The sequence below is a fragment of the Streptomyces sp. NPDC059398 genome (genome assembly GCF_042751845.1).
Lineage (GTDB): Bacteria > Actinomycetota > Actinomycetes > Streptomycetales > Streptomycetaceae > Streptomyces.
This window is the reverse complement of sequence record NZ_JBHYWP010000013.1, coordinates 50,428-73,933: the sequence shown is the minus strand read 5'-3', so window position 1 is coordinate 73,933 and position 23,506 is coordinate 50,428. Positions and strand designations below refer to the sequence as shown.

The 23,506-nt window shown below is 71.4% G+C and carries 18 protein-coding genes; 14 read left to right on the top strand and 4 right to left on the bottom strand.

What is annotated here, in order from left to right:
• Positions 1–321: 321 nt before the first annotated feature.
• From ACFXBC_RS07530 to ACFXBC_RS07470, 13 genes are all read left to right on the top strand, one after another.
• The gene (locus tag ACFXBC_RS07530) at positions 322–1,485 is read left to right on the top strand and encodes an ROK family protein (protein ID WP_385019757.1); all 1,164 of its coding nucleotides are present in this window, start codon (positions 322–324) and stop codon (positions 1,483–1,485) included.
• Positions 1,486–1,652: 167 nt separating this feature from the next.
• A complete protein-coding gene (locus tag ACFXBC_RS07525; protein ID WP_385019755.1) occupies positions 1,653–2,987 on the top strand; it encodes an ABC transporter substrate-binding protein in 1,335 nt (444 codons plus the stop codon).
• A 7-nt stretch (positions 2,988–2,994) separates the two neighbouring features.
• On the top strand, positions 2,995–3,936 hold the full coding sequence (locus ACFXBC_RS07520) for a carbohydrate ABC transporter permease (RefSeq protein WP_385019753.1): 942 nt from the start codon (positions 2,995–2,997) through the stop codon (positions 3,934–3,936).
• 5 nt (positions 3,937–3,941) lie between these two features.
• A complete protein-coding gene (locus tag ACFXBC_RS07515) occupies positions 3,942–4,841 on the top strand; it encodes a carbohydrate ABC transporter permease (RefSeq protein ID WP_385019751.1) in 900 nt (299 codons plus the stop codon).
• A gap of 5 nt (positions 4,842–4,846) precedes the next feature.
• On the top strand, positions 4,847–6,184 hold the full coding sequence (locus ACFXBC_RS07510) for a 6-phospho-beta-glucosidase (protein WP_385019749.1): 1,338 nt from the start codon (positions 4,847–4,849) through the stop codon (positions 6,182–6,184).
• Positions 6,175–7,284, top strand: coding sequence for an N-acetylglucosamine kinase (locus ACFXBC_RS07505; RefSeq protein WP_385019747.1), 1,110 nt, complete (start codon positions 6,175–6,177; stop codon positions 7,282–7,284). The genes ACFXBC_RS07510 and ACFXBC_RS07505 overlap by 10 nt, the downstream gene beginning before the upstream one ends.
• 333 nt (positions 7,285–7,617) lie before the next feature.
• The gene (locus tag ACFXBC_RS07500) at positions 7,618–9,048 is read left to right on the top strand and encodes a hypothetical protein (protein WP_385019745.1); all 1,431 of its coding nucleotides are present in this window, start codon (positions 7,618–7,620) and stop codon (positions 9,046–9,048) included.
• 77 nt (positions 9,049–9,125) lie between these two features.
• Entirely contained in the window at positions 9,126–10,073 is a 948-nt protein-coding gene (locus tag ACFXBC_RS07495; RefSeq protein WP_385019795.1) for a glutamate ABC transporter substrate-binding protein, read from the top strand.
• A gap of 178 nt (positions 10,074–10,251) precedes the next feature.
• On the top strand, positions 10,252–11,589 hold the full coding sequence (locus ACFXBC_RS07490; protein WP_385019743.1) for a hypothetical protein: 1,338 nt from the start codon (positions 10,252–10,254) through the stop codon (positions 11,587–11,589).
• Positions 11,590–11,599: 10 nt separating this feature from the next.
• Positions 11,600–14,395, top strand: a complete 2,796-nt coding sequence (locus tag ACFXBC_RS07485) for a tetratricopeptide repeat protein (RefSeq protein ID WP_385019741.1) — start codon at positions 11,600–11,602, stop codon at positions 14,393–14,395.
• 4 nt (positions 14,396–14,399) lie between these two features.
• Positions 14,400–15,707, top strand: a complete 1,308-nt coding sequence (locus tag ACFXBC_RS07480) for a protein phosphatase 2C domain-containing protein (RefSeq protein ID WP_385019739.1) — start codon at positions 14,400–14,402, stop codon at positions 15,705–15,707.
• A gap of 143 nt (positions 15,708–15,850) precedes the next feature.
• Positions 15,851–17,233: a VWA domain-containing protein gene (locus ACFXBC_RS07475; protein ID WP_385019737.1), complete on the top strand. Its 1,383-nt coding sequence runs from the start codon at positions 15,851–15,853 to the stop codon at positions 17,231–17,233.
• A gap of 125 nt (positions 17,234–17,358) precedes the next feature.
• Positions 17,359–18,738, top strand: coding sequence for an FHA domain-containing protein (locus ACFXBC_RS07470; protein ID WP_385019735.1), 1,380 nt, complete (start codon positions 17,359–17,361; stop codon positions 18,736–18,738).
• On the opposite strand, the gene ACFXBC_RS07465 is transcribed toward ACFXBC_RS07470, so the two are convergent.
• The gene (locus tag ACFXBC_RS07465; protein WP_385019733.1) at positions 18,716–19,699 is read right to left on the bottom strand and encodes a methyltransferase domain-containing protein; all 984 of its coding nucleotides are present in this window, start codon (positions 19,697–19,699) and stop codon (positions 18,716–18,718) included. The two genes, ACFXBC_RS07470 and ACFXBC_RS07465, sit on opposite strands and share 23 nt — an antisense overlap.
• Positions 19,700–19,836: 137 nt before the next feature.
• Here ACFXBC_RS07465 and ACFXBC_RS07460 point away from each other — a divergent pair, with 137 nt between their 5' ends.
• On the top strand, positions 19,837–20,241 hold the full coding sequence (locus ACFXBC_RS07460) for a globin (RefSeq protein ID WP_385019731.1): 405 nt from the start codon (positions 19,837–19,839) through the stop codon (positions 20,239–20,241).
• Between the two features lie 75 nt (positions 20,242–20,316).
• Here the strand turns inward: ACFXBC_RS07460 and ACFXBC_RS07455 are convergent, their stop codons facing one another.
• From ACFXBC_RS07455 to ettA, 3 genes are read right to left on the bottom strand one after another with little or no spacing between them, the layout of a single operon-like run.
• Positions 20,317–21,039, bottom strand: a complete 723-nt coding sequence (locus ACFXBC_RS07455) for a hypothetical protein (RefSeq protein ID WP_385019729.1) — start codon at positions 21,037–21,039, stop codon at positions 20,317–20,319.
• Positions 21,036–21,458, bottom strand: a complete 423-nt coding sequence (locus ACFXBC_RS07450) for an acyl-CoA thioesterase (protein WP_385019727.1) — start codon at positions 21,456–21,458, stop codon at positions 21,036–21,038. Before ACFXBC_RS07450 ends, ACFXBC_RS07455 begins: the two co-directional genes overlap by 4 nt.
• Positions 21,459–21,460: 2 nt before the next feature.
• A complete protein-coding gene (gene ettA, locus ACFXBC_RS07445; RefSeq protein ID WP_385019725.1) occupies positions 21,461–23,125 on the bottom strand; it encodes an energy-dependent translational throttle protein EttA in 1,665 nt (554 codons plus the stop codon).
• Positions 23,126–23,506: the final 381 nt, after the last annotated feature.

Below are 23,506 nucleotides of genomic sequence, written 5' to 3'. Positions count from 1 at the left end.
ACGCGGGTTCTCTACCCCCCCGCGGGGGGGTCGGGGGGGGGGGGGGCGGCGTCCCCCCCCCCCCCCATTGACCGGCGCCTCCCCTCGGGCCGCCGCCCTGCCCCGGCGGGGCCCCATTCGGCGTGCCGGTTCCGCATACCGGTTCCGGACACCGAGGTAACGCTTTGGTTGCCGGACCGGGACAGCCCATTGACGCCCGGCTGACCAGCGGCCTACGTTCATCGCACCGAATTGGAAACTTTCCTAACAGTGGCGCGAGGGGCAGGTGCGTACGACGTGGCCGGTGGCACGACTCCAGGAACCCCCCGTGTGCTGCGGGCGATGAACGACCGCGCCGCCCTCGACCTGCTGCTCGAACACGGACCGCTCTCCCGCACGAAGATCGGCAAACTGACCGGGCTCTCCAAGCCGACCGCCTCCCAGCTCCTCGCGCGCCTGGAGGCCGCCGGGCTGGTGGTGGCCACCGGCACGAGTGAGGGCCGCCCGGGACCGAGCGCCCAGCTCTACGCGGTCAACGCACGGGCCGGCCACGCCGCCGGGATCGATGTGAACCCGCAGCGCATCCGGGCCGCCGTCGCCGACATCACCGGCCGCACCGTCGGCGAGTTCCGGCTCGCGACGCCCGGCCGGCGCGGCACCGGCACCGTCCAGCAGGTGACCGACGCCCTGGACGGCGCCACGAAGGCCGCGGGACTGGTACGGGCCGATCTGCGCCGGGTCGTCGTAGGCACCCCGGGCGCCTTCGACCCGAACACCGGCCGGCTGCGGTACGCCTCGCATCTGCCCGGCTGGCACTCCCCCACGCTGCTCGACGAGCTGGCCGCCGCGCTGCCGATGCCCGTCGAGTACGAGAACGACGTCAATCTGGCCGCAGTCGCCGAGCAGCGGCTGGGAGCCGCCCGGGGCCATGAGGACTTCGTACTGCTCTGGAACGAGGAGGGCGTCGGCGCCGCCGTCGTCCTCGGCGGCCGGCTGCACCGCGGCTTCACCGGGGGCGCGGGCGAGGTCGGCTTCATGCCGGTGCCGGGCGCTCCGCTGGTGCGCCAGGTGACCAAGGCCAACGCGGGCGGCTTCCAGGAGCTGGCCGGCTCCCAGGCGCTGGCCCGGCTGGCCAGGGAGCTGGGCATCGAGGGGATCGGCAGCGGTTCGCACACCGAGGTGGCGGGCGCGCTGATCGCGGAGGCCGCACGGGCCGAAGGAGGGCCGTACCGCCGTCTCCTGGAGGTGTTCGCCACCGCGGTGGCCACCGGACTCGCCTCTCTGGTGGCCGTGCTCGACCCCGAACTCCTGGTGCTCGCGGGCGATCTGATCGTCGCAGGCGGCGAGCCGCTGCGTGACCTCGTCCAGCGTGAGCTGGCCGAACTGGCCGCCTCCCGGCCCCGGCTCGTCCTCGGCTCCGTACGGGAACAGCCCGTCCTGCGCGGGGCGCTGGAGAGCGCGCTCGCCACCACCCGCGACGAGGTCTTCGACACCTCGGCCCACTGACCCCGGCACCGCCCCGGACCGGCCCACCAACCCCGGGCAACCCTCCCACTCCGACCGGCCCGGCAACCCCCGGCACCGCCTCGCCCCCTACCGCCCCGCGCTTCCCCCGCAAGCAGACCCGCGCGTACGCCCGTACAGCCCCAGATCCGCCAGAGGGAGATTCCGTCATGCCCAGAAACAGCCGACTGCCCGTGGCCGTCGTCGCTGCCGCAGCCATGTCCCTGCTCGCATCGGCCTGTACGGGCCAGAGCTCGGGCAGCGCGGACGACGACGTCAACGCGCGGACCACCATCACCTTCTGGCACGGCTGGAGCGCCGCGAACGAGGTCAGGGCGATCCAGGCGGACGTCGGCCGCTTCGAGAAGATCCACCCGAACATCAAGGTGAAGGTCGTCGGCAACATGACCGACGACAAGATCAACCAGGCGCTGCGGGGCGGCGGTTCGGACGCCCCCGACGTCGTCTCCTCCTTCACCACCGACAACGTCGGCAAGTTCTGCTCGTCCGGGGCCTTCGCCGATCTGAAGCCGTTCCTCGCCAAGTCGGGGATCGACCTGGACAGGACCTTCTCCAAGCCGCTCCAGGACTACACACAGTTCGACGGAGTGCGCTGCACCCTGCCGCTGCTCAGCGACGCGTACGCGCTCTACTACAACAAGGGCGCCTTCAAGGCCGCCGGGATCACCGCGCCCCCGAAGACCTGGACCGAGTTCGACCGGGACGCCGTCAAGCTGACGAAGCCGAAGGGCGACTCGTACCAGCAGCTCGGCTTCATGCCGACCTTCCACGGTTACGAGTCGACGCCAAGCCACCTGGTGGCGCAGTGGAGCCCCACCTATGTCGGCAAGGACGGCAAGTCCGACATCGCCAGGGATCCCGCCTTCGCGAAGATGTTCACCTGGCAGCAGGGCCTGGTGAAGAAGCTGGGCGGCTTCAACAAGCTGGAGAAGTACCGGGCCACGTTCGGCGACGAGTGGGGCGCCAAACACCCCTTCCAGACCGGCCAGGTCGCCATGCAGGTCGACGGCGAGTGGCGGCTCGGGATGGCCCAGGACGCCAAGTCGAAGGTGGACATCGGCATCGCACCGCTGCCGGTCCCCGACGACCAGGCCGCCTCGTACGGCAAGGGCTACATCACGGGGACGATCGCCGGTATCGCGTCGACCAGCAAGAAGCAGAACGCCTCCTGGGAGTTCGTGAAGTACCTCACCACCGACACCGACGCGGTGGTGGACTTCGCCAACGACATCCACAACATCCCGTCGACGCTGGCCGCGCTGAAGTCACCGAAGCTGAAGTTCGACCCGCGGCTGAAGACATTTCTGGACATCGCGCGGAACCCGGCCTCCACCACCACTCCCCCTTCGGTCAACGGCGGCACCTACCAGGTGACCCTCCAGGACTTCGGATACGACTTCGAGTCGGGCAGGGCGAAGGATCTGAAGGCCGGTCTGCGGAAGACCGCGTCACAGATCGACAAGGACAACGAGAAGGCGAAGTAGCCTCGCCATGACCACGTACACCCCGCGTTCGAAGCGCCGCCGCGCCGCGGTGCGTACGGCGGCCTTCATGTCGCCGTGGCTCATCGGGTTCTGTCTCTTCTTCGTCTACCCGCTGGTCTCGACCGTCTACTTCTCCTTCACGAAGTACGACGGCTTCAGGGCCCCGTCGTTCAACGGCCTGACGAACTGGACCTACGTCTTCACGGTGTACCCGGACTTCTGGCCCGCGATGCGCAACACGCTCTGGCTGGTGGTCGTGATGGTCGCCTGCCGGGTGGTCTTCGGGCTCGGCATCGGCATGCTGATCACGAGGATCAAGACGGGCGCCGGGGTCTTCCGGACCCTGTTCTACCTGCCGTACCTCGCACCGCCGGTCGCTGCGACGCTGGCCTTCGTCTTTCTGCTCAATCCGGGTACTGGGCCGGTCAATTCGATCCTCGGCGGCGCCGGACTGCCGACGCCCGGCTGGTTCACCGACGCCTCCTGGTCGAAACCCGCGCTCACCATGCTCGCGGTGTGGGGCATCGGCGACCTCATGGTGATCTTCATGGCCGCGCTCCTCGACGTACCGAAGGAACAGTACGAGGCGGCAGAGCTGGACGGCGCGTCCGCGGTGCAGCGCTTCCGGTTCGTGACGCTGCCGAACATCTCACCGATCATCATGTTCGCGGTCGTCACCGGGATCATCCAGGCGATGCAGTACTACACCCAGCCACTGGTGGCGGGGAAGGTCGCATCGGGCATCATCGGCGGCTCCGGTCAGCAGTTCCAGCCCGGCTTCCCCGACAAGTCCACGCTGACCCTGCCGCAGCTCGTCTACACGCTCGGCTTCCAGCGCTTCGACTACGGCTCCGCCTGTGTGGTCGCGCTCGTCCTCTTCGCCCTGGCCATGGCGTTCACCGCACTGCTGATGCGGCGCCGCAGCGGGCTCGTACAGGCAGGTGACTGACCATCATGACCCAGCTCGCCCATGCCGCCGCAGGACCGGCGCCCGCCTTCGGGACGGACCGTACGCGGCGGGCCGCCCGCCGCAGGAACCTGCTGCACTGGATCGCCGTGCACGCCCTGGGGGTGGCGGCGGCGCTCTTCTTCGTGCTGCCGTTCGTCTTCGTCGTCCTGACCTCGCTGATGAGCGACCAGCAGGCGCTCACCCGCGACCTGTGGCCGCACACCTTCGAGTGGTCCAACTACCGCAAGGTCTTCGACACTCCGGGCTTCCTGTCCTGGTGGCGGAACACCCTGCTGTACGCGGGCCTCGGCACCGTACTGACCGTGGTGTCGTCGCTGCCCGTGGCGTACGCGCTCGCCAAGTTCCGCTTCCGCGGCCGGCATCTTTCGCTGATGCTCGTCATCTCGATGATGATGCTGCCGCCGCAGGTCGTGATCATCCCGATGTATCTCTTCTGGGCCAAGCAGCTGGACCTGTCGGGCACGCTCTGGCCGCTGATCATCCCGATGGCGTTCGGCGACGCGTTCTCCATCTTCCTGCTGCGGCAGTTCCTGCTGACCATCCCCGACGAGTACATCGACGCAGCGAAGGTCGACGGCTGCGGAGAGTTCCGCACCCTGCTGAAGGTCATCGTCCCGATGGCCAGGCCGGGGATCGCGGCCGTCGCGCTCTTCCAGTTCTTCTACGCCTGGAACGACTACTTCGGCCCGCAGATCTACACCTCGGAGAACCCGGCCGCCTGGACGCTCTCGTACGGCCTGGAGTCCTTCAAGGGCGCGCACCATACCGACTGGAATCTGACCATGGCCGCGACCGTCCTGGTCATGGCCCCTGTGATCCTCGTCTTCTTCTTCGCACAGAAGGCATTCGTCGAGGGCGTCACACTGACCGGAGTGAAGGGTTAGCTGAAATGAAGCTCGCAGTAGTGGGGGGCGGATCCACCTACACGCCCGAACTCATCGACGGCTTCGCGCGGTTGCGGGACACACTGCCGATCGGTGAGCTGGTCCTCGTCGACCCGGCGGCGGACCGTCTTGAGCTGGTGGGCGGTCTCGCCCGGCGGATCTTCGCCAGGCAGGGGCACCCGGGTGTCATCACGACGACATCGGACATCGACGCGGGGGTCGCCGACGCCGACGCGGTCCTGCTCCAGCTGCGCGTCGGCGGCCAGGCCGCCCGGCAGCAGGACGAGACCTGGCCGCTGGAGTGCGGCTGCGTCGGGCAGGAGACGACAGGCGCGGGCGGGCTCGCCAAGGCGATGCGCACGGTGCCGGTGGTGCTGGACATCGCCGAGCGGGTGCGGCGCGCCAACCCCGACGCCTGGATCATCGACTTCACCAACCCGGTGGGCATCGTCACCCGGGCGCTGCTCCAGGCCGGGCACAAGGCGGTGGGGCTCTGCAACGTCGCCATCGGCTTCCAGCGCAAGTTCGCCGCGCGGCTCGATGTCGCGCCGTCGGATGTGTTCCTCGACCACGTCGGGCTCAACCATCTGACCTGGGAACGGGGTGTGCGCCTGGGCGGCCCCGGCGGCGTGGACGTCCTGCCGAAGCTGCTCGGCGAGCACGGCGACGCGATCGCCGACGATCTGCGGCTGCCGCGCTCGGTGCTGGACCGGCTCGGGGTCGTGCCCTCGTACTATCTGCGCTACTTCTACGCGCACGACGAGGTCGTCAGGGAGCTGGGGAGCAAGCCGTCGCGGGCCGCCGAGGTCGCCGCGATGGAGAAGGAACTGCTCGCCATGTACGGCGACCCGGCGCTGGACGAGAAGCCCGCGCTGCTCGCGAAGCGGGGCGGGGCCTTCTACTCGGAGGCGGCGGTCGACCTGGCGTCCTCGCTGCTCGGCGGAGACAGCGCCGGCAGGAGTGACAGGGGTGGGTCCGGCGGATCCTCGGGCAGGGGCGGTGACGGGCGAGAGGCGGGCGGCTCCCGTTACCAGGTGGTCAATACGTACAACAACGGCACGCTGCCGTTCCTCCCCGACGACGCCGTGATCGAGGTCCAGGCGACGGTGGACGGCAGCGGTGCGACCCCGCTGGCCGTCCCCGCGCTGGACCCGCTGTTCGCCGGGCTCGTCGCGAACGTCACCGCGTACGAGGACCTCGCCCTGGAAGCCGCGCTGCGCGGCGGCCGGGACCGGGTCTTCCGGGCACTGCTCGCCCACCCGCTGATCGGGCAGTACGCGTACGCCGACGAGCTGACGGACCGGCTCATCGCGCACAACCGGGAGCACTTCGCGTGGGCCTGACAGCAAGTGTGCTGGCGATCGACGCCGGCAACAGCAAGACGGACGTGGCCGTCATCGCGGCGGACGGCACCGTCCTGGGCCGGGGCCGCTCCGGCGGTTTCCAGCCGCCGGTGGTGGGGGTGGAGGCCGCGGTGGACGTCCTGGCTGTCGCGGTCGTCGCGGCGGTCGCGGAGGCGCGTGGGGTACGGGCGGGGGGCTCGGGGGGCGGTATTGGGGGCGGGGGCAGTGTGGCGGGTGGGACTGGTGTTGCAGGTGGGACTGGCATCGCGGGCGGGCCTGGTGTCGCGGCTGGGTCCGGTCCCGGGGGCGGGGCCGGTGTTCCGCCGTACGCCTCGTTCGTCTCCGCCTGTCTCGCCAACGCCGATCTCCCGGTCGAGGAGCGGGAGTTGGCCGCCGCCATCGAGGCGCGCGGCTGGGGCGCGGCGGTCGAGGTCCGCAACGACACCTTCGCGATCCTGCGCGCGGGTGTGGACGAGCCGCGCGGGGTGGCCGTCGTGTGCGGGGCCGGCATCAACTGCGTCGGGATGACGCCCGACGGGCGGACCGCCCGCTTCCCCGCCATCGGCCGGATATCCGGCGACTGGGGAGGCGGCGGCGGCCTGGCCGACGAGGCGCTGTGGCATGCGGCGCGCGCCGAGGACGGACGGGGGCCGCGCACCGGGCTGGTACGGACGGTGCCCGCACAGTTCGGGCTGCCCACGATGTACGCGGTGATAGAGGCGCTGCACCTGGGCCGTATCCCGGCGGAGCGCAAGCACGAGCTGACGCCGGTCCTCTTCGCGACCGCGGCGGCCGGTGACCCGGTCGCCCGCTCGGTCGTCGAACGGCAGGCGGAGGAGGTCGTCTCGCTGGCCACGGTGGCGCTGGGCCGGCTCGGACTGCTCGACGAGGAGACTCCGGTGCTGCTCGGCGGGAGCGTACTGGCCGCACGCCACCCGCAGTTGGACGACCGGGTACGTCAACTGCTGCCCGAGCGGGCCCCGAAGGCCGTCCCCCGGGTGGTGTCGGCACCGCCCGTGCTCGGCGCCGCCCTGCTGGGACTCGACCGGATCGCGGCTCCCCCGGAGTCCTACGCCCGGGTGCGGGAGCAGTACGCCTGAGGGGGCGCGCCGGGGGCCCGGAGTGCGGCGGGGGTGGTGTTCGGGCGGGCGGGGGTTGTCTTCGGGCGGGCGGGGTTGTGTCCGGCGCGCGGCGGAGCACAACCCCCTTTCCGTACGCCCCTGATGTGCGGATTCCGACCGGATGACGCCCCGGTGGCACCCGAACGGCAGTGCTCGAACGGGAACCGAATTGCTCCGAGCGGCGTATTCAGAGGGGGACGGAACGGGGCGGACAGGGGAGGGCCGGCGGCAGATCGTTCAAGATCCGGCCAATCCTGGTGCGCGTACCGGGTCCCATGACATCGTGCATCGTGAAAGACAGGGGGAGGTCGCGTGGTACACCCGCCGAACGGGGGCACAGTGCAGGGCCCGCCGCCCGCGCAGCCGCCTCCGCCCGTGCCGCCCGCGCGCGTGGCGGCGCCCGCACCGCCCGTGCGGCCGCCCGCACCGCCTTCGCGCCGCAGCGCCTGGGCGGGGACCCGCGACCGGCTGCGCGCCGCCGCGACCACCGAGCCGGGTCGGCTGTGGATCATGGGAACGCTGGTGGCCGCGCTGGTCGTGGCCTTCGGGGCGGTGACCGCCTTCGAGATCTCCGACCGGGCGGACTCCGCCGACGATGTGGTCAGCCGCAGCCAACCGCTCAGCGCGGACGCGGCGAACATCTACCGCTCACTGGCCGACGCGGACACCGCTGCGGCGAGCGGTTTCCTCGCGGGCTCGGTCGAGCCCGCGGATGTGCACGCCCGGTACGACAGCGACATCGCGACGGCGTCCCGGCTGCTGGTGAAGGCCGCATCCCACACCGACGGTTCGACGGAGTCGGGGCGGCAGATCGCCCAGCTCAACGAGCAGCTGCCGCGTTACACAGGGCTGGTGGAGCGGGCCCGGGCCAACAACCGGCAGGGGCTGCCGCTCGGCGGCGCCTATCTGCGGTACGCCAACCAGCAGATGAGCACGGAGCTGCTGCCCGCGGCCGAGAAGCTCTACGAGGCGGAGACGGGCCGGCTGTACGACGACTACGACTCGGCCACGCTCTGGCCTTACCTCGGCACCGCGCTGGGGATCCTGGCCCTCGGCGGTCTCGTACTCGTCCAGCGGCGCGACTACCTGCGGACCAACCGGGTGTTCAACCACGGCCTGGTGGCCGCGTCCGCCGCATCGGTCGCGGTCCTGCTGTGGCTGGTGGCGGGACATCTGGTCGCCGCCTCCGACCTGCACACCTCGCGGACCCAGGGCCAGGAGTCGCTGAAGGTGCTCAACGACGCGCGGATCAGCTCGCTGAAGGCCCGTTCCAACGAGAACCTCACCCTGGTCTCGCGCGGTTCCGTGCTGACCAAGGACGGCAAGCACGACCAGTACGAGTCCGACTACACCAGGGACATGGCCGCCCTGGTCAGTGGCCTCGACAGGGCGAAGAGCCTGGCCAACGACAAGGCGGGCAGCGTCCCGGTGGGCGCGGCCGCCGATGACGTGGCCGTCTGGCGGAAACGGCACGCGGCAGCTCGCCGTACGGACGACAACGGCGACTACGACACCGCGCTGAAGCAGGTCATCGGCAGGACGGGCTCGACCGGCCAGTCCTTCGACCAGGTGGACAAGGCGCTCGACCAAGCGCTCGACCACGAGCAGCAGGAGTTCACACGGGCCGCGTCGGACGGACGGGGCGCGCTGGCCGGGCTCCCGGTGGGTGCGGCGGTCCTCGCCATGCTGGGCGCAGCAGCGGCGGGGCTCGGCATCAGCCGCAGGCTTTCGGAGTACAGGTGACCAGGGGCCGGGCGAGGAGGGACAGCGTGCTGAATCCGAGGACCGGCAGGCTCCACGGCTGGGGCGGCGTCACAGCGATGGCCGCGGCATGTGCGCTGACCGCCGCCGCGACCGTGCTCCCGCTCGTTCTGCACAGCGGTTCCGGCGACGGCGGGCGGACCGGTGGCGGACAGGTGGCGCAGGCCGTGCCCGCCAAGGCCGAGTCCTGTACCGACCCGGAAGCGAGCCTCCCGCCGTCCGGGGCCGACGGGCCCACCATCGACAGGATCAAGAAGGCCGGCCATCTCATCGTCGGTGTCGACCAGAACAGCTACCGCTGGGGCTACCGGGACCCGGCCACCGGCAGGCTGGACGGCTTCGACATCGCTCTCGTCAGGGCCATCGCGAAGAACATCCTGGGCAGCGAGGACAAGGTCATCTACCGCGCCATCCCCACCAACCAGCGGGTCGAGGCGCTGCAGGAGAACAAGGTCGACATGGTCGTGCGGACAATGACGATCAACTGCGAGCGGATCAGGCAAGTCGCCTTCTCCACCGCGTACTTCCAGGCCGGGCAGCAGGTCCTGGCACCCAAGGGCTCCACGATCACCGGGTACAACGACACACTCAGGGGCAAGAAGGTCTGCACGGCGACCGGCTCGACGGCGTACGACGCGCTGAAGTCGAAGTCGTACGGTGCGGTCTTCGCCGACACCGCGACCGAGCAGCGCACCGTCCCCAACCAGCTGGACTGTCTGGTCAAGCTCCAACTGGGCCTGGTCGACGCGGTGGTCACGGACAACGCCCTGGCGGCCGGTCAGGCGGCGCAGGACCCGGCCGTCGATCTCAAGGGCAGCCCGTTCACCACCGAGTACTACGGCGTGGCGACCAAGCTGGGCGACGACGATCTGGTGCGCCGGATCAACCAGGTCCTGGTCGGCTACCGCCAGGGCGGCGACCAGAGCCCCTGGATGAAGGCATACCGGCAATGGCTGTCGGCGGACCTGAAGGGAATATCCGGCCCTCCAGCACCGAAGTACCGGTAGAACGGCCCTGCCACGGGCAGGACTTGACACGGTAGGCAGCACCGCAGCACAGCACGGCACGGCACGGCACAGCAAACACGGCACAGCAGCACACATCAGCAGCACAGGGCAGCGCGGCACGGACAGCGCGGCACAGGCCGACAACGCCGCACGGACCGGTGGAGCGGAGAGGTGATCGATGGGCGTCGCGGGTTCCGCTCCCGGCTCCGGCGAGCCGGGGAGCACCCCCGGGCAGGTGATGGACCGGGACGAGGTGGACCGTGCGCTGGCGCGGCTCGGCGCGGAGCACGAGGCCATAGAGACCTCGCTCCTCGCCCTCCAGGACCACGCCGGGCGCCGGCTCCTCGAAGGCGCCGAGCTGACCGGGGTCACCCAGGAACGCTGGGCCGCCACCGAGCAGTCGATCACCCTGCTCTGGACGTACTTCGACGCCTACGCCAAGGCACTGGAGGAGGCGCGTTCGCTGCGCGCCAGGCGGCGCTGGCCCGGCCGGGAGGAGCTGACCGGTCTCACCGGTCTACTGCGCGGCCGGGGCGTCACCCTGGCAAGCACCGCCGGACGGCTCCCGGCCTCCCTCACCGGGCCCGCCACGCTCACCGAGCGGTTCTCGCTCGAAGAGCTGGTGACCCGGATGAACGAGCTGTACGCGCGGTCGCTGGACATGGTCGTCGCATCGGACTCGGTGTGGTCGGCCCTGCCCGCCCGGATCGACCTGCTCGCGGCGGAGCTGGCCCGTACCCGTTCGCTGGCGCACTCGGTCGGCGTACGCCCCGGTGAGCACCCGGCAGGCGACGACCTGGAGTCGATCACCCAGGAGCTGACCGCGCTGCGCGCCGGGGTGATATCCGACCCGTTGGCCTACTGGCGCCCCACCCAGGGCAGTTCGGCCCCGGGCGGCGGACGCGCCGACACCGACCGCTACGACCGGGCGGCGCGCGCACTGGAGGAGATCCGCCGCGAGATCGACGCGGTGCTCACCGTCCGCCAGGACGCGGAGCAGCGGCTGCTGCGGCTGCGGGACGTACTGACCCGCGCGGACCGTACGCTCACCGAGGCCCGGTCGGCGCGCGGTGAGGTGCTGGCGAAGATCGCCGCGTCCGAGGTGCCCGCGGTGAGCGGCCCGTCGACGGTGCTCCAGGAACAGCTGCGGGCCGCCGCCGAGTACCGCAGGCACGCCCAGTGGCACCGGCTCTCGCCGCTCCTGGAATCCCTCGAAAGGGAGGCCGACGACGAACTGCGGCGCGCCCGTGACTCGTTGTCCGCCGTCACCGCGCCGCTCGCCGTCCGCGCGGAGCTGCGGGGCCGGCTGGACGCGTACCGGGCGAAGGTCGCCAGGCACGGGATGGCGGAGGATCCCCTGCTGATCGAGCGGTACGACGCGGCCCGCAGAATGCTCTGGAGCGCGCCGTGCGATCTGCGCGTCGCCGAACAGGCGGTGCTCCGCTATCAGCAGGCAACGGCGGAGGTCCTGGTCCCGAGGCAGGCCGGGCCCGCCGACCACAGGGGGAACGCGTGAGGGATGCGGGATGAGCGAACAGCAGGAGTGCCAGCGCCCCGGGTGCGACGGCAGCTATGAGGACATGGGCGGCGGCGAGCTGTACTGCGGCACCTGCGGCCTGGCGCCGGTGGTGTCGCCCAACGGGCTGGTGAGTTCCCCGCCGACCGGGATCGCCGGGGGCGCCCGCGGGAGCGACAGCGCCCGCTCCGGGAGCGCTTCGGTGCGGGGCGGGGCGTCGGTGCAGGGCGGCCCGGGTTCGTCCTCGCGGTCGGCGTCCCGTTCATCGGCGTCACGTTCATCGGCGTCCCGCTCGTCCACGTCCCGTTCATCGACATCCCGCTCGTCCACGTCCCGCAGGTCGGTCTCCGGGCGGCTCTCGCGTTCGCTGTCCGGTCAGGGGTCCGGGCGTTCGGTGTCGGTACGCAGCTCGGGGGCATCGGCGAGTTCTTCGAGCCGCAACCGGCTGGGTGCCGGTCTCGTCTCGATGCCCGATGTGCCCCGCCCCGACCCGCAGTCGGCGGTGATGGCCAACCCCGAGGTGCCGGAGCGGAAGCGGTTCTGTTCACGCACCGACTGCGGTGCCCAGGTGGGCCGTTCGCGGGGTGCGCGGGCCGGGCGCACGGAGGGGTTCTGCACCAAGTGCGGCCACCCCTACTCGTTCGTACCGAAGCTGGACACCGGCGATGTGGTGCACGGGCAGTACGAGGTGGTGGGCTGTCTGGCCCACGGCGGTCTGGGCTGGGTCTATCTCGCCGTCGACCGCGCCGTCTCCGACCGGTGGGTGGTGCTCAAGGGCCTGCTGGACACCGGCGACCAGGACGCGATGGCCGCGGCCATCTCCGAACGGCGCTTCCTCGCGGAGATCGAGCACTCCAACATCGTGCGCATCTACAACTTCGTGGAACACCTCGACCAGCGCACCGGCTCCATGGACGGCTACATCGTCATGGAGTACGTCGGCGGCAAGTCGCTCAAGGAGATCGCCAACGAGCGGCGCGGCCCGTCGGGCAGGCGGGACCCGCTGCCGGTGGAGCAGGCGTGCGCGTACGGGATCGAGGCCCTGGAGGCGCTCGGCCATCTGCACAGCCGGGCCCTGCTGTACTGCGACTTCAAGGTCGACAACGCGATACAGCAGCAGGACCAGCTGAAGCTCATCGACATGGGTGCGGTGCGCCGGATGGACGACGACGAGTCGGCCATCTACGGCACGGTCGGCTATCAGGCGCCCGAGGTCGCCGAGGTCGGGCCGTCGGTCGCCTCCGACCTGTACACGGTGGCGCGGACCCTGGCCGTGCTGACCTTCGATTTCCAGGGCTACACGAATGTCTTCGCGGACAGCCTCCCCGACCCGGACAACATCGAGGTCTTCCGGCGGTACGAGTCGTTCTACCGACTGCTCGTCCGGGCCACGGACCCGGACCCGGCCCGCCGGTTCGCATCGGCCGCCGAGATGGCGGAGCAGCTCACCGGGGTGCTGCGGGAGGTCGTCTCGGTCCAGACAGGCCGGCCGCGGCCCTCGCTCTCGACGCTGTTCGGGCCCGAGGTGCGGGTCACCGACACCGCGCTCTTCACCGAGCTGACCGGGGACGCGTCCCTGCTCGGCGCACGCCGACGGCCCGGCGGCCGCGGGAGGGGCTCAGCGGTCCTGGGCGGCCGGAGCGGCCGGGGCACCGGCGAGAGCAGCCGGCTCTCCGGGCCCGCGGGCCAGGGGAGCAGCCGGCTCTCCGGGCCCACGGCCCACAACTCCGCATCCGGGCCCGCGGCCCACGGCTCCGCGCCCGCCGCGGACCCCGCCGTCGCATTCGTTCCGGCCCAGACCAGCCTCCCCGCCCGGCATCCGCAGGAAGCGGCGGCTCCGTCGCCCGCAGGCCCGGCGGCAGGCAGCCCCGGCGGATTCCTGGCCGGTCTCGACGCGGGCGCCACCGCGCTGGCTCTGCCCGTACCGCGCATCGACCCTCACGACCCGAACGCCGGTCTGCTGGCAGGCCTGATGGCCGCGGCGCCCGGTGAGCTGATCGCCGCGCTGGAGTCGGCACCGACTCCGTCGCTCGAACGCAGTCTCCGTCAGACGCGGGCCCTGCTGGACAACCGGGACACGTACACCGCGGCCGGGATGATCACAGCTCTGGAGAGCGAGTACCCCCACGACTGGCGGGTCGTCTGGTACCGCGGTCTGGCCTCGCTGGTCACCGGTGACCGGGAGACCGCGGCGCTCTCCTTCGACGCGGTCTACGACGCCTTTCCCGGCGAGCCCGCGCCGAAGCTGGCACTCGGTGTCTGCGCGGAGGTGCTCGGCCAGCTGGACAACGCGGCGGAGTACTACCGCCTGGTGTGGATAACCGATCCCAGCTATGTCAGCGCGGCGTTCGGCCTGGCCAGGGTGGAGCTCGCGGCCGGTGACCGTACGGCGGCGGTGCGCACTCTGGAGTCGGTCCCCGAGGCGTCCATCCACTACACGGCGGCGCGCGTCGCCGCGGTCCGCGCCCGGCTGCGCCACCGTGTCCCGACGGACCCGCTGGCGGACGATCTGCGGTCGGCCGCGGACCAGGTGGCGGCGCTCCAGGAGTTCGGCCTCGACGCCGTGCAACGGGAGCAGCTCACCACCGAAGTACTGGGCACCGCGCTGGACTGGGTACTCTCCGGTAGCCGGAACGGTCAGATGGCGCACTCCGCCACTCTGCTCGGCAGTCCACTCGACGAGCGTGGCCTGCGCTTCGGACTCGAACGCTCGTACCGGGTACTCGCCCGGCTCGCCCAGCGCGGCGAGGAGAGGATCGACCTGGTGGAGCGGGCCAACCGTTTCCGCCCCCGGACGTGGGTGTGAATTGATGTCCCAGACGAATCTGGCCGTGTGCCCCGGCTGCGAGGAGCCGCTGGAGCCGGGCGACTTGTTCTGCGGCGCGTGCGGGTACGACCTGTCGGCGGTGCCCGAGCCGCCGGACGGGCGCCCCGCCGACACCGCCCGCGGCACGGGCCCCGCCGGCGCCCCGCACACCGCGTGGCCGGCCGCGAACGGCCAGGACGGTTCCGGCCACGCGGCGCCCGTCCAGGCCGGGTCCGATGTGCCGGGCACCACGTCGGACGGCGGTGAACTGCCCGCGGGTGCAAGGCTCGACGGCCCGCCGTCGCCCGAGGAGTACGCGCTGTCCGCCCCGGACCCCCGGGCCGCGGGCACCGTGCCGCCCGCCGCCCCCGCGGAGGGCGTGAAGCTCTGTGTCGCCTGCCGCACCGGCCGGATCGACGGGGACGGATACTGCGAGAACTGCGGCCACGCCCAGCCCCGCGAGCGTGATCACATGGAGCAGGAGCTGGCGGCGGTGGCCGCGGTGAGCGACCGCGGGCTGCGCCACCACCGCAACGAGGACGCGTTCGCCGTGTCGTCGGTAGACCTGCCGGACGGCTCGGCCGCCACCGTGGCGATCGTCTGCGACGGCGTGTCGTCCGCCACCCGGCCCGACGAGGCATCGGCCGCAGCGGCGGCTGCGGCCAATGCGGCGCTGCTGGTCTCCCTGCCCGCGGGCACCCACCCCCAGCAGGCGCTGCACGAGGCGATCATCGCCGCTTCGGAGGCGGTCAACGCGCTGGCGGCGGAGCCTGCCGGGGCGAGGGAGCACGCCTCGCACCGCCACCAGAACGCCCCGGCCTGCACCCTGGTCGCCTCCCTCACCCTGGACGAACTGCTCGTCGTCGGCTGGGTGGGCGACAGCCGGGTGTACTGGGTGCCCGACGACCGCACCGCCCACCCGTCCCGGCTCACCGAGGACGACTCCTGGGCGGCACAGATGGTCGCCAACGGACTGATGGGCGAGGCCCAGGCGTACGCGGACGAGCGGGCCCACGCCATCACGGGCTGGCTCGGCGCCGACGCGTACGAAGTGGAGCCGCACACCGCGTCCTTCACACCCGACCGGCCGGGCGTGGTGGTGGTCTGCTCCGACGGCCTGTGGAACTACGCGGAGTCGGCCGAGCAGATGGCCCGGATCGTTCCGCCGGACGCGGCCGCCCGGGCCCTGCACTGTGCGCAGGTACTGGTCGGCCACGCGCTCGACGGAGGGGGCCACGACAACGTAACAGTGGCCGTCGTGCCGTTCCCCACGCCGTCGCAGAGGGCAGGATCCGCCTCATGCGAAGCGTGAAGGCGTGAGGGCGTCGAGGCGTGAGGGCGTGGGCGTGAATGCGTGAATGCGTGAATGCGTAAAGGCCACCGCGTCCCGCCGACTCTGTTGAAATTTCCGCAACTCTGTTGACATTGCCGCGTTGTCGTCAAGGAGCCCGTCAGATGGCCAACTTCGCCAAATCCAACGTGCCGCAATTCTCTGTCGATGTGTACCAGAACGAGTACCTGCCGGAGGGCGGGCGTGAGGTGAACGCGATCGTCACGGTCACCTCGACCGGCGGCGGGACCAGCGGCTCCGCACTCACCGGCACACCACTCGACGGTGCGGACGCCGCGCCCGGACAGGGGCAGGCCCCGGCCGCCGCCGTGGTGATCATGGTGGACTGCTCGGGGTCGATGGACTACCCGCCGACCAAGATGCGCAACGCACGGGAGGCGACGGCGGCGGCGATCAGCGCCCTGCGGGACGGCACCGCGTTCTCCGTGGTGGCGGGCACCCATGTGGCGAAGGACATCTACCCCGGCAACGGGCGGCTGGCCGTCGCCGGGCCTCCGGCCCGCGCCCAGGCCAAGGAGGCGCTGCGGAAGCTGAGCGCCGGCGGGGGTACGGCGATCGGCACCTGGCTGCGGCTGGCGGACCGGCTACTCAACACCCCGCAGACGCCGGGCGGCCCCGTGCCCCGGATCCGGCACGCCATCCTGCTGACCGACGGCCGCAACGAACACGAGGCGCCGGAGGACCTGCGCGCCGCGCTGGACGCCGCGGCGGGCCGGTTCACCTGTGATGCCCGCGGGGTCGGTACGGACTGGGAGGTCAAGGAGGTCACCGGTATCGCGTCGGCGCTGCTGGGCACCGCCGACATCGTGGCCGACCCCTCGGGCCTCTCCGCGGACTTCACGCGGATGATGGAGAACGCGATGGGCAAGGAGGTCGCCGACGTCGCTCTGCGGATCTGGACACCGGTCGGCGCGGAGATCAAATTCGTCAAACAAGTGGCGCCCAGCGTCGAGCAGTTGACGGGCCGTCGTACCGAGGCCGGACCGCGCGCCGGGGACTATCCGACCGGCTCGTGGGGGGACGAGTCACGCGACTACCACGTCTGCGTCCAGGTGCCGGAAGCCGGAATCGGCCGGGAGATGCTCGCCGCCCGGGTCTCACTCGTCCTGCCCGACCCCTCGGGGGGTACGCCGCAGACGCTCTCGCAGGGCCTGGTGCGAGCGGTGTGGACGGATGACATGGCCGCTTCGACCTCGATCAATCCGCAGGTCGCGCATTACACGGGCCAGGCCGAACTGGCACAAGTCATCCAACAAGGCCTGGATGCCCGCAAGTCCGGCAATCTTGATGGAGCGACGGCGAAGCTCGGCCGCGCGGTACAGCTTGCGGCCGCCTCGGGGAACGCGGACACTGCGAAACTGCTCGCGAAGGTGGTGGACGTCGTCGACGAAGCGACCGGTACTGTGCGACTGAAGGCAAAGGTGGCGGAGGCGGACGAGATGACCCTCGAAACGCGCTCCACCAAGACAGTTCGCGTCAAGAAGTAACAGAAACGCCAGAAGCGCCAGAAGTACCAGTAACAGAAGCAGAAGTAACAGAAATAGCAGCACCAAGCAGCAAAAGTGATGTTTTGCGGCCTTCGGGCCGGATGAGGAGAGGGGGAAGCGACTCCATGCCGACCTGCCCGAACGGACACCAGTCGGGATCCGACGACTGGTGCGAGGTCTGCGGCCATCGCATGGGCGCCGTGCCGCCGCCTCCCCAGCCGCCCCCTCCGTACACGGGCGGTGGCGCGCCCCAGCAGCCCCCGCCGGGCCGGAACCCGGCGGCCGGTTACGGCTACCCGCCGGACGCCACCGCTCAGGCGGAGATCTGCCCCCAGTGCCGTACGCCGCGTGAGGCCGGGGCGCCGTTCTGTGAGGAGTGCCGCTGGAACTTCCTCACCAACACCGCGACCTCGTACACACCGGTGGCCCCGAACCTGCCGCCGGGCCTCCAGTCCCAGCAGCCGCCCAGGCCGCCGGACGCGTTCGACTACCAGAGCTCACGGCCCTCGCAGATGAACCGCCCTGCCGAGCCGCTGACGAACACCCCCGGCGGGCGGCCCGCACCACCGCCCCCGCCCCCGCCGTACCAGCGGCAGTCGCCGCCGCCCCCCTCGTTCGCCCAGCCACCGAGGGCGCCCCAGTCCCCGCAGACCCATCAGCCCCCGCAGGCCCATCAGTCCCCGCAGCCTCCCCAGTCGCCGGAGCGGCCGAGCGCGGACGACTGGCTGCTCCCGCCGCCGTCCCAGGCCCAGCCGCCGCAGGGACCGGGGCAGGGGCCAGGCCAGGGCTCCGCCCAGCCGCAGGGACCGGGCGGGCCGGGACCGGACCGGACGGCTCCCTCGCAGTTCCAGTCGCCGCAGCCGCCACAGCAGTTCCGGCCCCCGCAGCCCCAGCCGTCACAGTCACCACAGCCATCACAGTCACCACAGCCGTCACAGTCACCACAGCCGTCACATCCGTCACAGCCGTCACAGCCGCATCCCCCGCAGGGGCCCGGCCGGCCGGGCCCGCCGATCCAGTACGCCCCATCGGCACACCCCGAAGGACCCGGTCAGCCGGCCGGGCACACCCAGCCCCCGTCCCCACCCCAGGCCCCGGACGGCTGGTCGGTCACGGTCGGCCCGGACCGTGAGTACTTCATGGCGATGATGCAGCGCAGCGGCCCCGAGGCCACCGGGCTCAACCTCCCCGCCTACTCCCCCGAGCAGCGGCTCCCGCTCACCGGCAGCCAGATCACCATCGGCCGCCGCAGGCACTCCACGGGCGAGTCCCCCGACATCGACCTGGCGGTCCCGCCCGAGGACCCCGGGGTGTCGCACCAGCACGCGGTGCTGGTCCAGCAGCCCGACAACTCCTGGGCGGTGGTCGACCAGAACTCGACCAACGGCACCACGGTCAACGGCGCGGAGGACCCGATCCAGCCCTATGTGCCGATCCCGCTCGAAGAGGGCGACCGGGTCCACGTGGGCGCCTGGACGACCATCACGGTCCACCGGGGGCAGTAGCCGCCGGCCGGTGAGCCGGGGGGCCGAGCGGCCAGGCGTACGGCCCTTCGGGGTCGTCCAGCCAGGCCCACTCGTGCTCCCCGCTCACCGTCACCCCGAACCGTTCCCGCTCCGGATGCCCCTCGCGCTCCCAGAAGGAGTAGGCCTCGACCGGGTCGAGGCTGCCGGCCGTCAGCGTGAGGACGAAGCGGAACAGCGCGTCATTGAGCACGCTGGGCGGCAGCCCGCCACCGCTGAGCACCGGCTGCGGCCCGGCGCCGCGCAGCGGTACGAAGTAGGCGGGCGTCGGCAGGAACCGCCCCTGCGCATGCCGCTCGTCCCGCACCCGCAGCACGATCAGCCCGGTCGCGAGCGGGGCGAGGATCCGCGCGCCCGTCCGGCACTGGGCGAGCCAGGCCCTCGGCACGGAGGGGAGCGCGCAGGTCACGATGATCGCGTCGAAGGGGGCCCGCGCGGGGCAGCCCAGCGCACCGTCCCCGGTGACGACGGCAGGGGCGTAACCGGCGGCCGACAGATGGGCCCGCGCCGATTCGGTGATCTCCGGGTCGAGATCGACGGTCGTGACCAGGGGGTCGCCCAGCCGGTGCGCCAGCAGAGCCGCGTTGTACCCGCTGCCCGCCCCGATCTCCAGCACCGCGTCCCCGTCCCGCACCGCGAGCCCGTCCAGCATCCGCGCCATCAGCGAGGGCTGGCTGCTGGACGAGATCAGCTCGCCGTCCCTGATCCGGGTGGCCAGCGGCTGATCGGTGTAGACGCCCTCCAGCCAGCGCCTGCGCTGCTCCAGGTCAGGGTCCTCGCCCCAGAGCCGCATACGCCGTCCCACTCCGTCCTCGAAGAAGTACGGCACGAAGAGGTGCCTCGGGACCGCGGCGAACGCGTCCCGCCAGGCCGGATCCGCCAGTGCGCCGCTCTCCGCGATCTCGCGCACCAGCGCCGCCCGCAATGCCTGGTCTGCACCCATATCTCCACTCTGCTGCGCCCGGCCACGGGAAGCGAACCCGGAACGGCCGGTCAGCGGAGTCCGCGGGCGCAGGCGCCCACCGGACGGGAAGCCCTGGGGCCGCAGCCCTCCGCCGTACTGTCTGCGACCATGGAGGGGTGACAGAGATTCCGCGCGGCACGCTTCAGGAGCAGACCTTCTACGAGCAGGTCGGCGGCGAGGAGACCTTCCGGCGCCTGGTCCACCACTTCTACCAGGGCGTCGCGGAAGATCCCCTGCTGCGGCCGATGTACCCGGAGGAGGACCTCGGCCCGGCCGAGGAACGGCTCGCCCTCTTCCTGATGCAGTACTGGGGAGGCCCCCGCACCTACAGCGACAACCGCGGCCACCCCCGGCTGCGGATGCGCCACTCGCCCTTCCAGGTGGACCGGGCGGCCCATGACGCCTGGCTGAAGCACATGCGGGCGGCGGTCGACGAACTCGGCCTGGCGGAGGAGCACGAGCAGCAGCTCTGGAAGTATCTGACCTACGCGGCGGCCTCCATGGTGAACACCGAGGGCTGAGGCCCGCCCCGCAACTCCCGTCCCACAACTCCCGTACGGCAACTCCCGTCCCGCAACTCCGGGGCGGCGGCTGCCCTACGCCGGGGTGACGCTCAGCCCGCCCAGTGCGGACGCCCGCCGGACGGCGGTCGAACCGTACGGGGTGCGCAGCCGGAGCCAGGAGCCCGCACCGAGCAGCGTGTACGGGCCGGGGCGGGCGGCCCCGCCGGGCAGGTCGGGGACGGCGACCCGGACCGGGCGGAGGAAGCCGAGCGACTGGGCGGCGTGTGCCGCGCGGACCGGGAGGGCGGTGTCACCGACCGGCCGGGACCAGATCTCCCGCCCTATCCGGTCGAGTTCGGCCCGCGTACGGTGCGCGGCCGGCAACTCCTCGGTACGCACCCGGAATTCGGCGACGACAGCCGCGACGGCGGAGTGCAGCGCGTCGGGCGACGGCAGCCCGGGAAGCCGGCGCCAGCCGCTGCGGGGCGGCAGCAGACCGGCCCACGGAGGGCCGGTCACCGCGTCCGGGACGGTGGCCGCAGCGCCCTGCTCGTCGACGGATTCGAGCAGTTCACCCGCCGAGACGGTGGTGTCCAGATCCGCGGGGGCGGCGAGCCGCGCCGTCCGCACGGCCAGCACATCGAACGAGGGCGGGCGCCCGAAGACGGCCAGGCTCTGCTCCGTACCGCTGTCCGGCCGTGCCTGCAGCCGCACGGCCGCCGCACGGTCGTAGTGGACCAGCCGGGCCAGGAAGGCGGCCAGATCGGCCGCCTCCCCGGCGTCGGCGAAGGCCAGCCGCAACGGGGACCCCGTCATGCGACGAGCGCTCCCGGCTGGTCCAGATACTTCTGGAGGAAGGACTTCTCCTCGGCGGTGATCCGCCGCGGCCGCTGCGCCTCCAGGTTGTACGGGACGACGATCGTCGACGCCCGTACGTACACCTGGTCCTCGTCCTTCACCTCGTAGGCGATGGTCAGCGACGCGGCGCCGATCTTCGTCACCCAGGACTCGACGGTGACCGGCTCGTGCCGGTGCACCAGCGGGCGCACATAGTCGATCTCGTGCCGGGCCACCACGGACCCGCCGGAGAACGACGGCGAACCGTCCCCCGGCGCCAGCCGGAACATGAAGTCGATCCGCGCCTCTTCCAGATACCGCAGGAAGACGACGTTGTTGACGTGCCCGAAGGCGTCCATGTCCGACCAGCGCAGGGGGCAGGGGTAGATGTGCCGCACGGTCAGCCCCGTGTCAGCTTCTTGTACGTGGCACGGTGCGGGCGGGCCGCGTCGGCACCGAGGCGCTCGATCTTGTTCTTCTCGTACGACTCGAAGTTGCCCTCGAACCAGTACCACCGGGAGTCGCCCTCGTACGCCAGGATGTGCGTGGCGACGCGGTCGAGGAACCAGCGGTCGTGGGAGATGACCACGGCCGCACCGGGGAATTCGAGCAGCGCGTTCTCCAGCGAGGAGAGCGTCTCGACGTCCAGGTCGTTGGTGGGCTCGTCGAGGAGCAGCAGGTTGCCGCCCTCCTTGAGCGTCAGCGCCAGGTTGAGGCGGTTGCGCTCACCACCGGAGAGGACACCGGCCGGCTTCTGCTGGTCCGGTCCCTTGAAGCCGAACGCGGAGACGTACGCCCGCGAGGGCATCTCGACCTGGCCGACGTTGATGTAGTCCAGCTCGTCCGACACGACAGCCCAGAGGGTCTTCTTGGGGTCGATGTTGGCGCGGCTCTGGTCGACGTACGAGATCTTCACCGTGTCGCCGACCTTGATGGCGCCGGAGTCCGGCGTCTCCAGGCCCTGGATCATCTTGAACAGCGTGGTCTTGCCCGCGCCGTTCGGTCCGATGACGCCGACGATGCCGTTGCGCGGCAGCGTGAAGGACAGGTCGTCGATGAGGACCTTGTCGCCGAACGCCTTCGAGAGGTTCTCGACCTCGACGACGATGGAACCGAGGCGCGGGCCCGGCGGGATCTGGATCTCCTCGAAGTCCAGCTTCCGCATCTTGTCCGCCTCGGCCGCCATCTCCTCGTAACGGGCGAGGCGGGCCTTGGACTTGGTCTGGCGGCCCTTGGCGTTGGACCGGACCCACTCCAGCTCTTCCTTGAGCCGCTTGGCGCGCTTCTCGTCCTTGCGGCCCTCGACCTTGAGGCGGGCGGCCTTCTTGTCGAGGTACGTGGAGTAGTTGCCCTCGTAGGGCAGCGCACGGCCGCGGTCGAGTTCGAGGATCCACTCGGCGACGTTGTTCAGGAAGTACCGGTCGTGGGTGACGGCCACCACGGCGCCCGGGTACTTCGAGAGGTGCTGCTCCAGCCAGTTCACCGACTCGGCGTCCAGGTGGTTGGTGGGCTCGTCGAGGAGGAGCAGGTCGGGCGCCTCGATCAGCAGCTTGCAGAGCGCGACGCGGCGCTTCTCACCGCCGGAGAGGTTCACCACGGGCCAGTCGCCGGGCGGGCAGCCCAGGGCGTCCATGGCCTGCTCCAGCTGGGCGTCCAGGTCCCAGGCGTTGGCGTGGTCCAGGTCCTCCTGGAGCTTGCCCATCTCGTCCATGAGCGCGTCGCTGTAGTCGGTCGCCATCAGCTCGGCGACCTCGTTGAAGCGCTTGAGCTTGCCCATGACCTCGGCGGCGCCGTCCTGCACGTTCTCCAGGACGGTCTTCGACTCGTCCAGCTCCGGCTCCTGCATGAGGATGCCGACGCTGTACCCGGGCGAGATGAAGGCGTCACCGTTGGAGGGCTGCTCAAGGCCCGCCATGATCTTCAGCACCGTGGACTTACCGGCACCGTTGGGGCCCACGACACCGATCTTCGCGCCGGGCAGGAAGTTCAGGGTGACGTCGTCGAGAATCACCTTGTCGCCGTGCGCCTTGCGCGCCTTGCGCATGGTGTAGATGAACTCAGCCAAGAGAAACCGTCCGGCATTAGATGTGTGGGCAGATACACCCCATCTTGCCTGACGGCCACCCGGAGACGGAAACCCGTATCGGCCTGCGGTCGGAACCGGGCGCCGACGTGGACCGTCGTAGCGAATCCGTCACTTTCGGTCGCCGTGCGTCACCGTCGGTCAGCGCCGGACGGACCCGGAAACCGCCGTGAGACGGCCCGGAGACGGCCCAGGGCTGGGCGGGACCGGTCGGGACTGGGCCGGGTCCCGGCCCGAGGTTCCGGAGATCACCTTTCGTCGGCCGCGGCCGGGAGGGGGGGGGGCCGGGGGGGGGGGGGCCCCCCCCCGGCCCACCCCCCGGCGCCCCCCCCCCCACACGGGGCCGGCCCGCCCCCCCGCCCC

Coding starts and splice junctions, on each gene's coding strand:
- ACFXBC_RS07485 (WP_385019741.1), top strand. CDS start 11,600: ATGAGCGAACAGCAGGAGTGCCAGCGCCCCGGGTGCGACGGCAGCTAT.
- ACFXBC_RS07520 (WP_385019753.1), top strand. CDS start 2,995: ATGACCACGTACACCCCGCGTTCGAAGCGCCGCCGCGCCGCGGTGCGT.
- ACFXBC_RS07530 (WP_385019757.1), top strand. CDS start 322: ATGAACGACCGCGCCGCCCTCGACCTGCTGCTCGAACACGGACCGCTC.
- ACFXBC_RS07475 (WP_385019737.1), top strand. CDS start 15,851: ATGGCCAACTTCGCCAAATCCAACGTGCCGCAATTCTCTGTCGATGTG.
- ACFXBC_RS07480 (WP_385019739.1), top strand. CDS start 14,400: ATGTCCCAGACGAATCTGGCCGTGTGCCCCGGCTGCGAGGAGCCGCTG.
- ACFXBC_RS07515 (WP_385019751.1), top strand. CDS start 3,942: ATGACCCAGCTCGCCCATGCCGCCGCAGGACCGGCGCCCGCCTTCGGG.
- ACFXBC_RS07470 (WP_385019735.1), top strand. CDS start 17,359: ATGCCGACCTGCCCGAACGGACACCAGTCGGGATCCGACGACTGGTGC.
- ACFXBC_RS07465 (WP_385019733.1), bottom strand. CDS start 19,699: ATGGGTGCAGACCAGGCATTGCGGGCGGCGCTGGTGCGCGAGATCGCG.
- ACFXBC_RS07525 (WP_385019755.1), top strand. CDS start 1,653: ATGCCCAGAAACAGCCGACTGCCCGTGGCCGTCGTCGCTGCCGCAGCC.
- ACFXBC_RS07455 (WP_385019729.1), bottom strand. CDS start 21,039: ATGACGGGGTCCCCGTTGCGGCTGGCCTTCGCCGACGCCGGGGAGGCG.
- ACFXBC_RS07510 (WP_385019749.1), top strand. CDS start 4,847: ATGAAGCTCGCAGTAGTGGGGGGCGGATCCACCTACACGCCCGAACTC.
- ACFXBC_RS07490 (WP_385019743.1), top strand. CDS start 10,252: ATGGGCGTCGCGGGTTCCGCTCCCGGCTCCGGCGAGCCGGGGAGCACC.
- ACFXBC_RS07495 (WP_385019795.1), top strand. CDS start 9,126: ATGGCCGCGGCATGTGCGCTGACCGCCGCCGCGACCGTGCTCCCGCTC.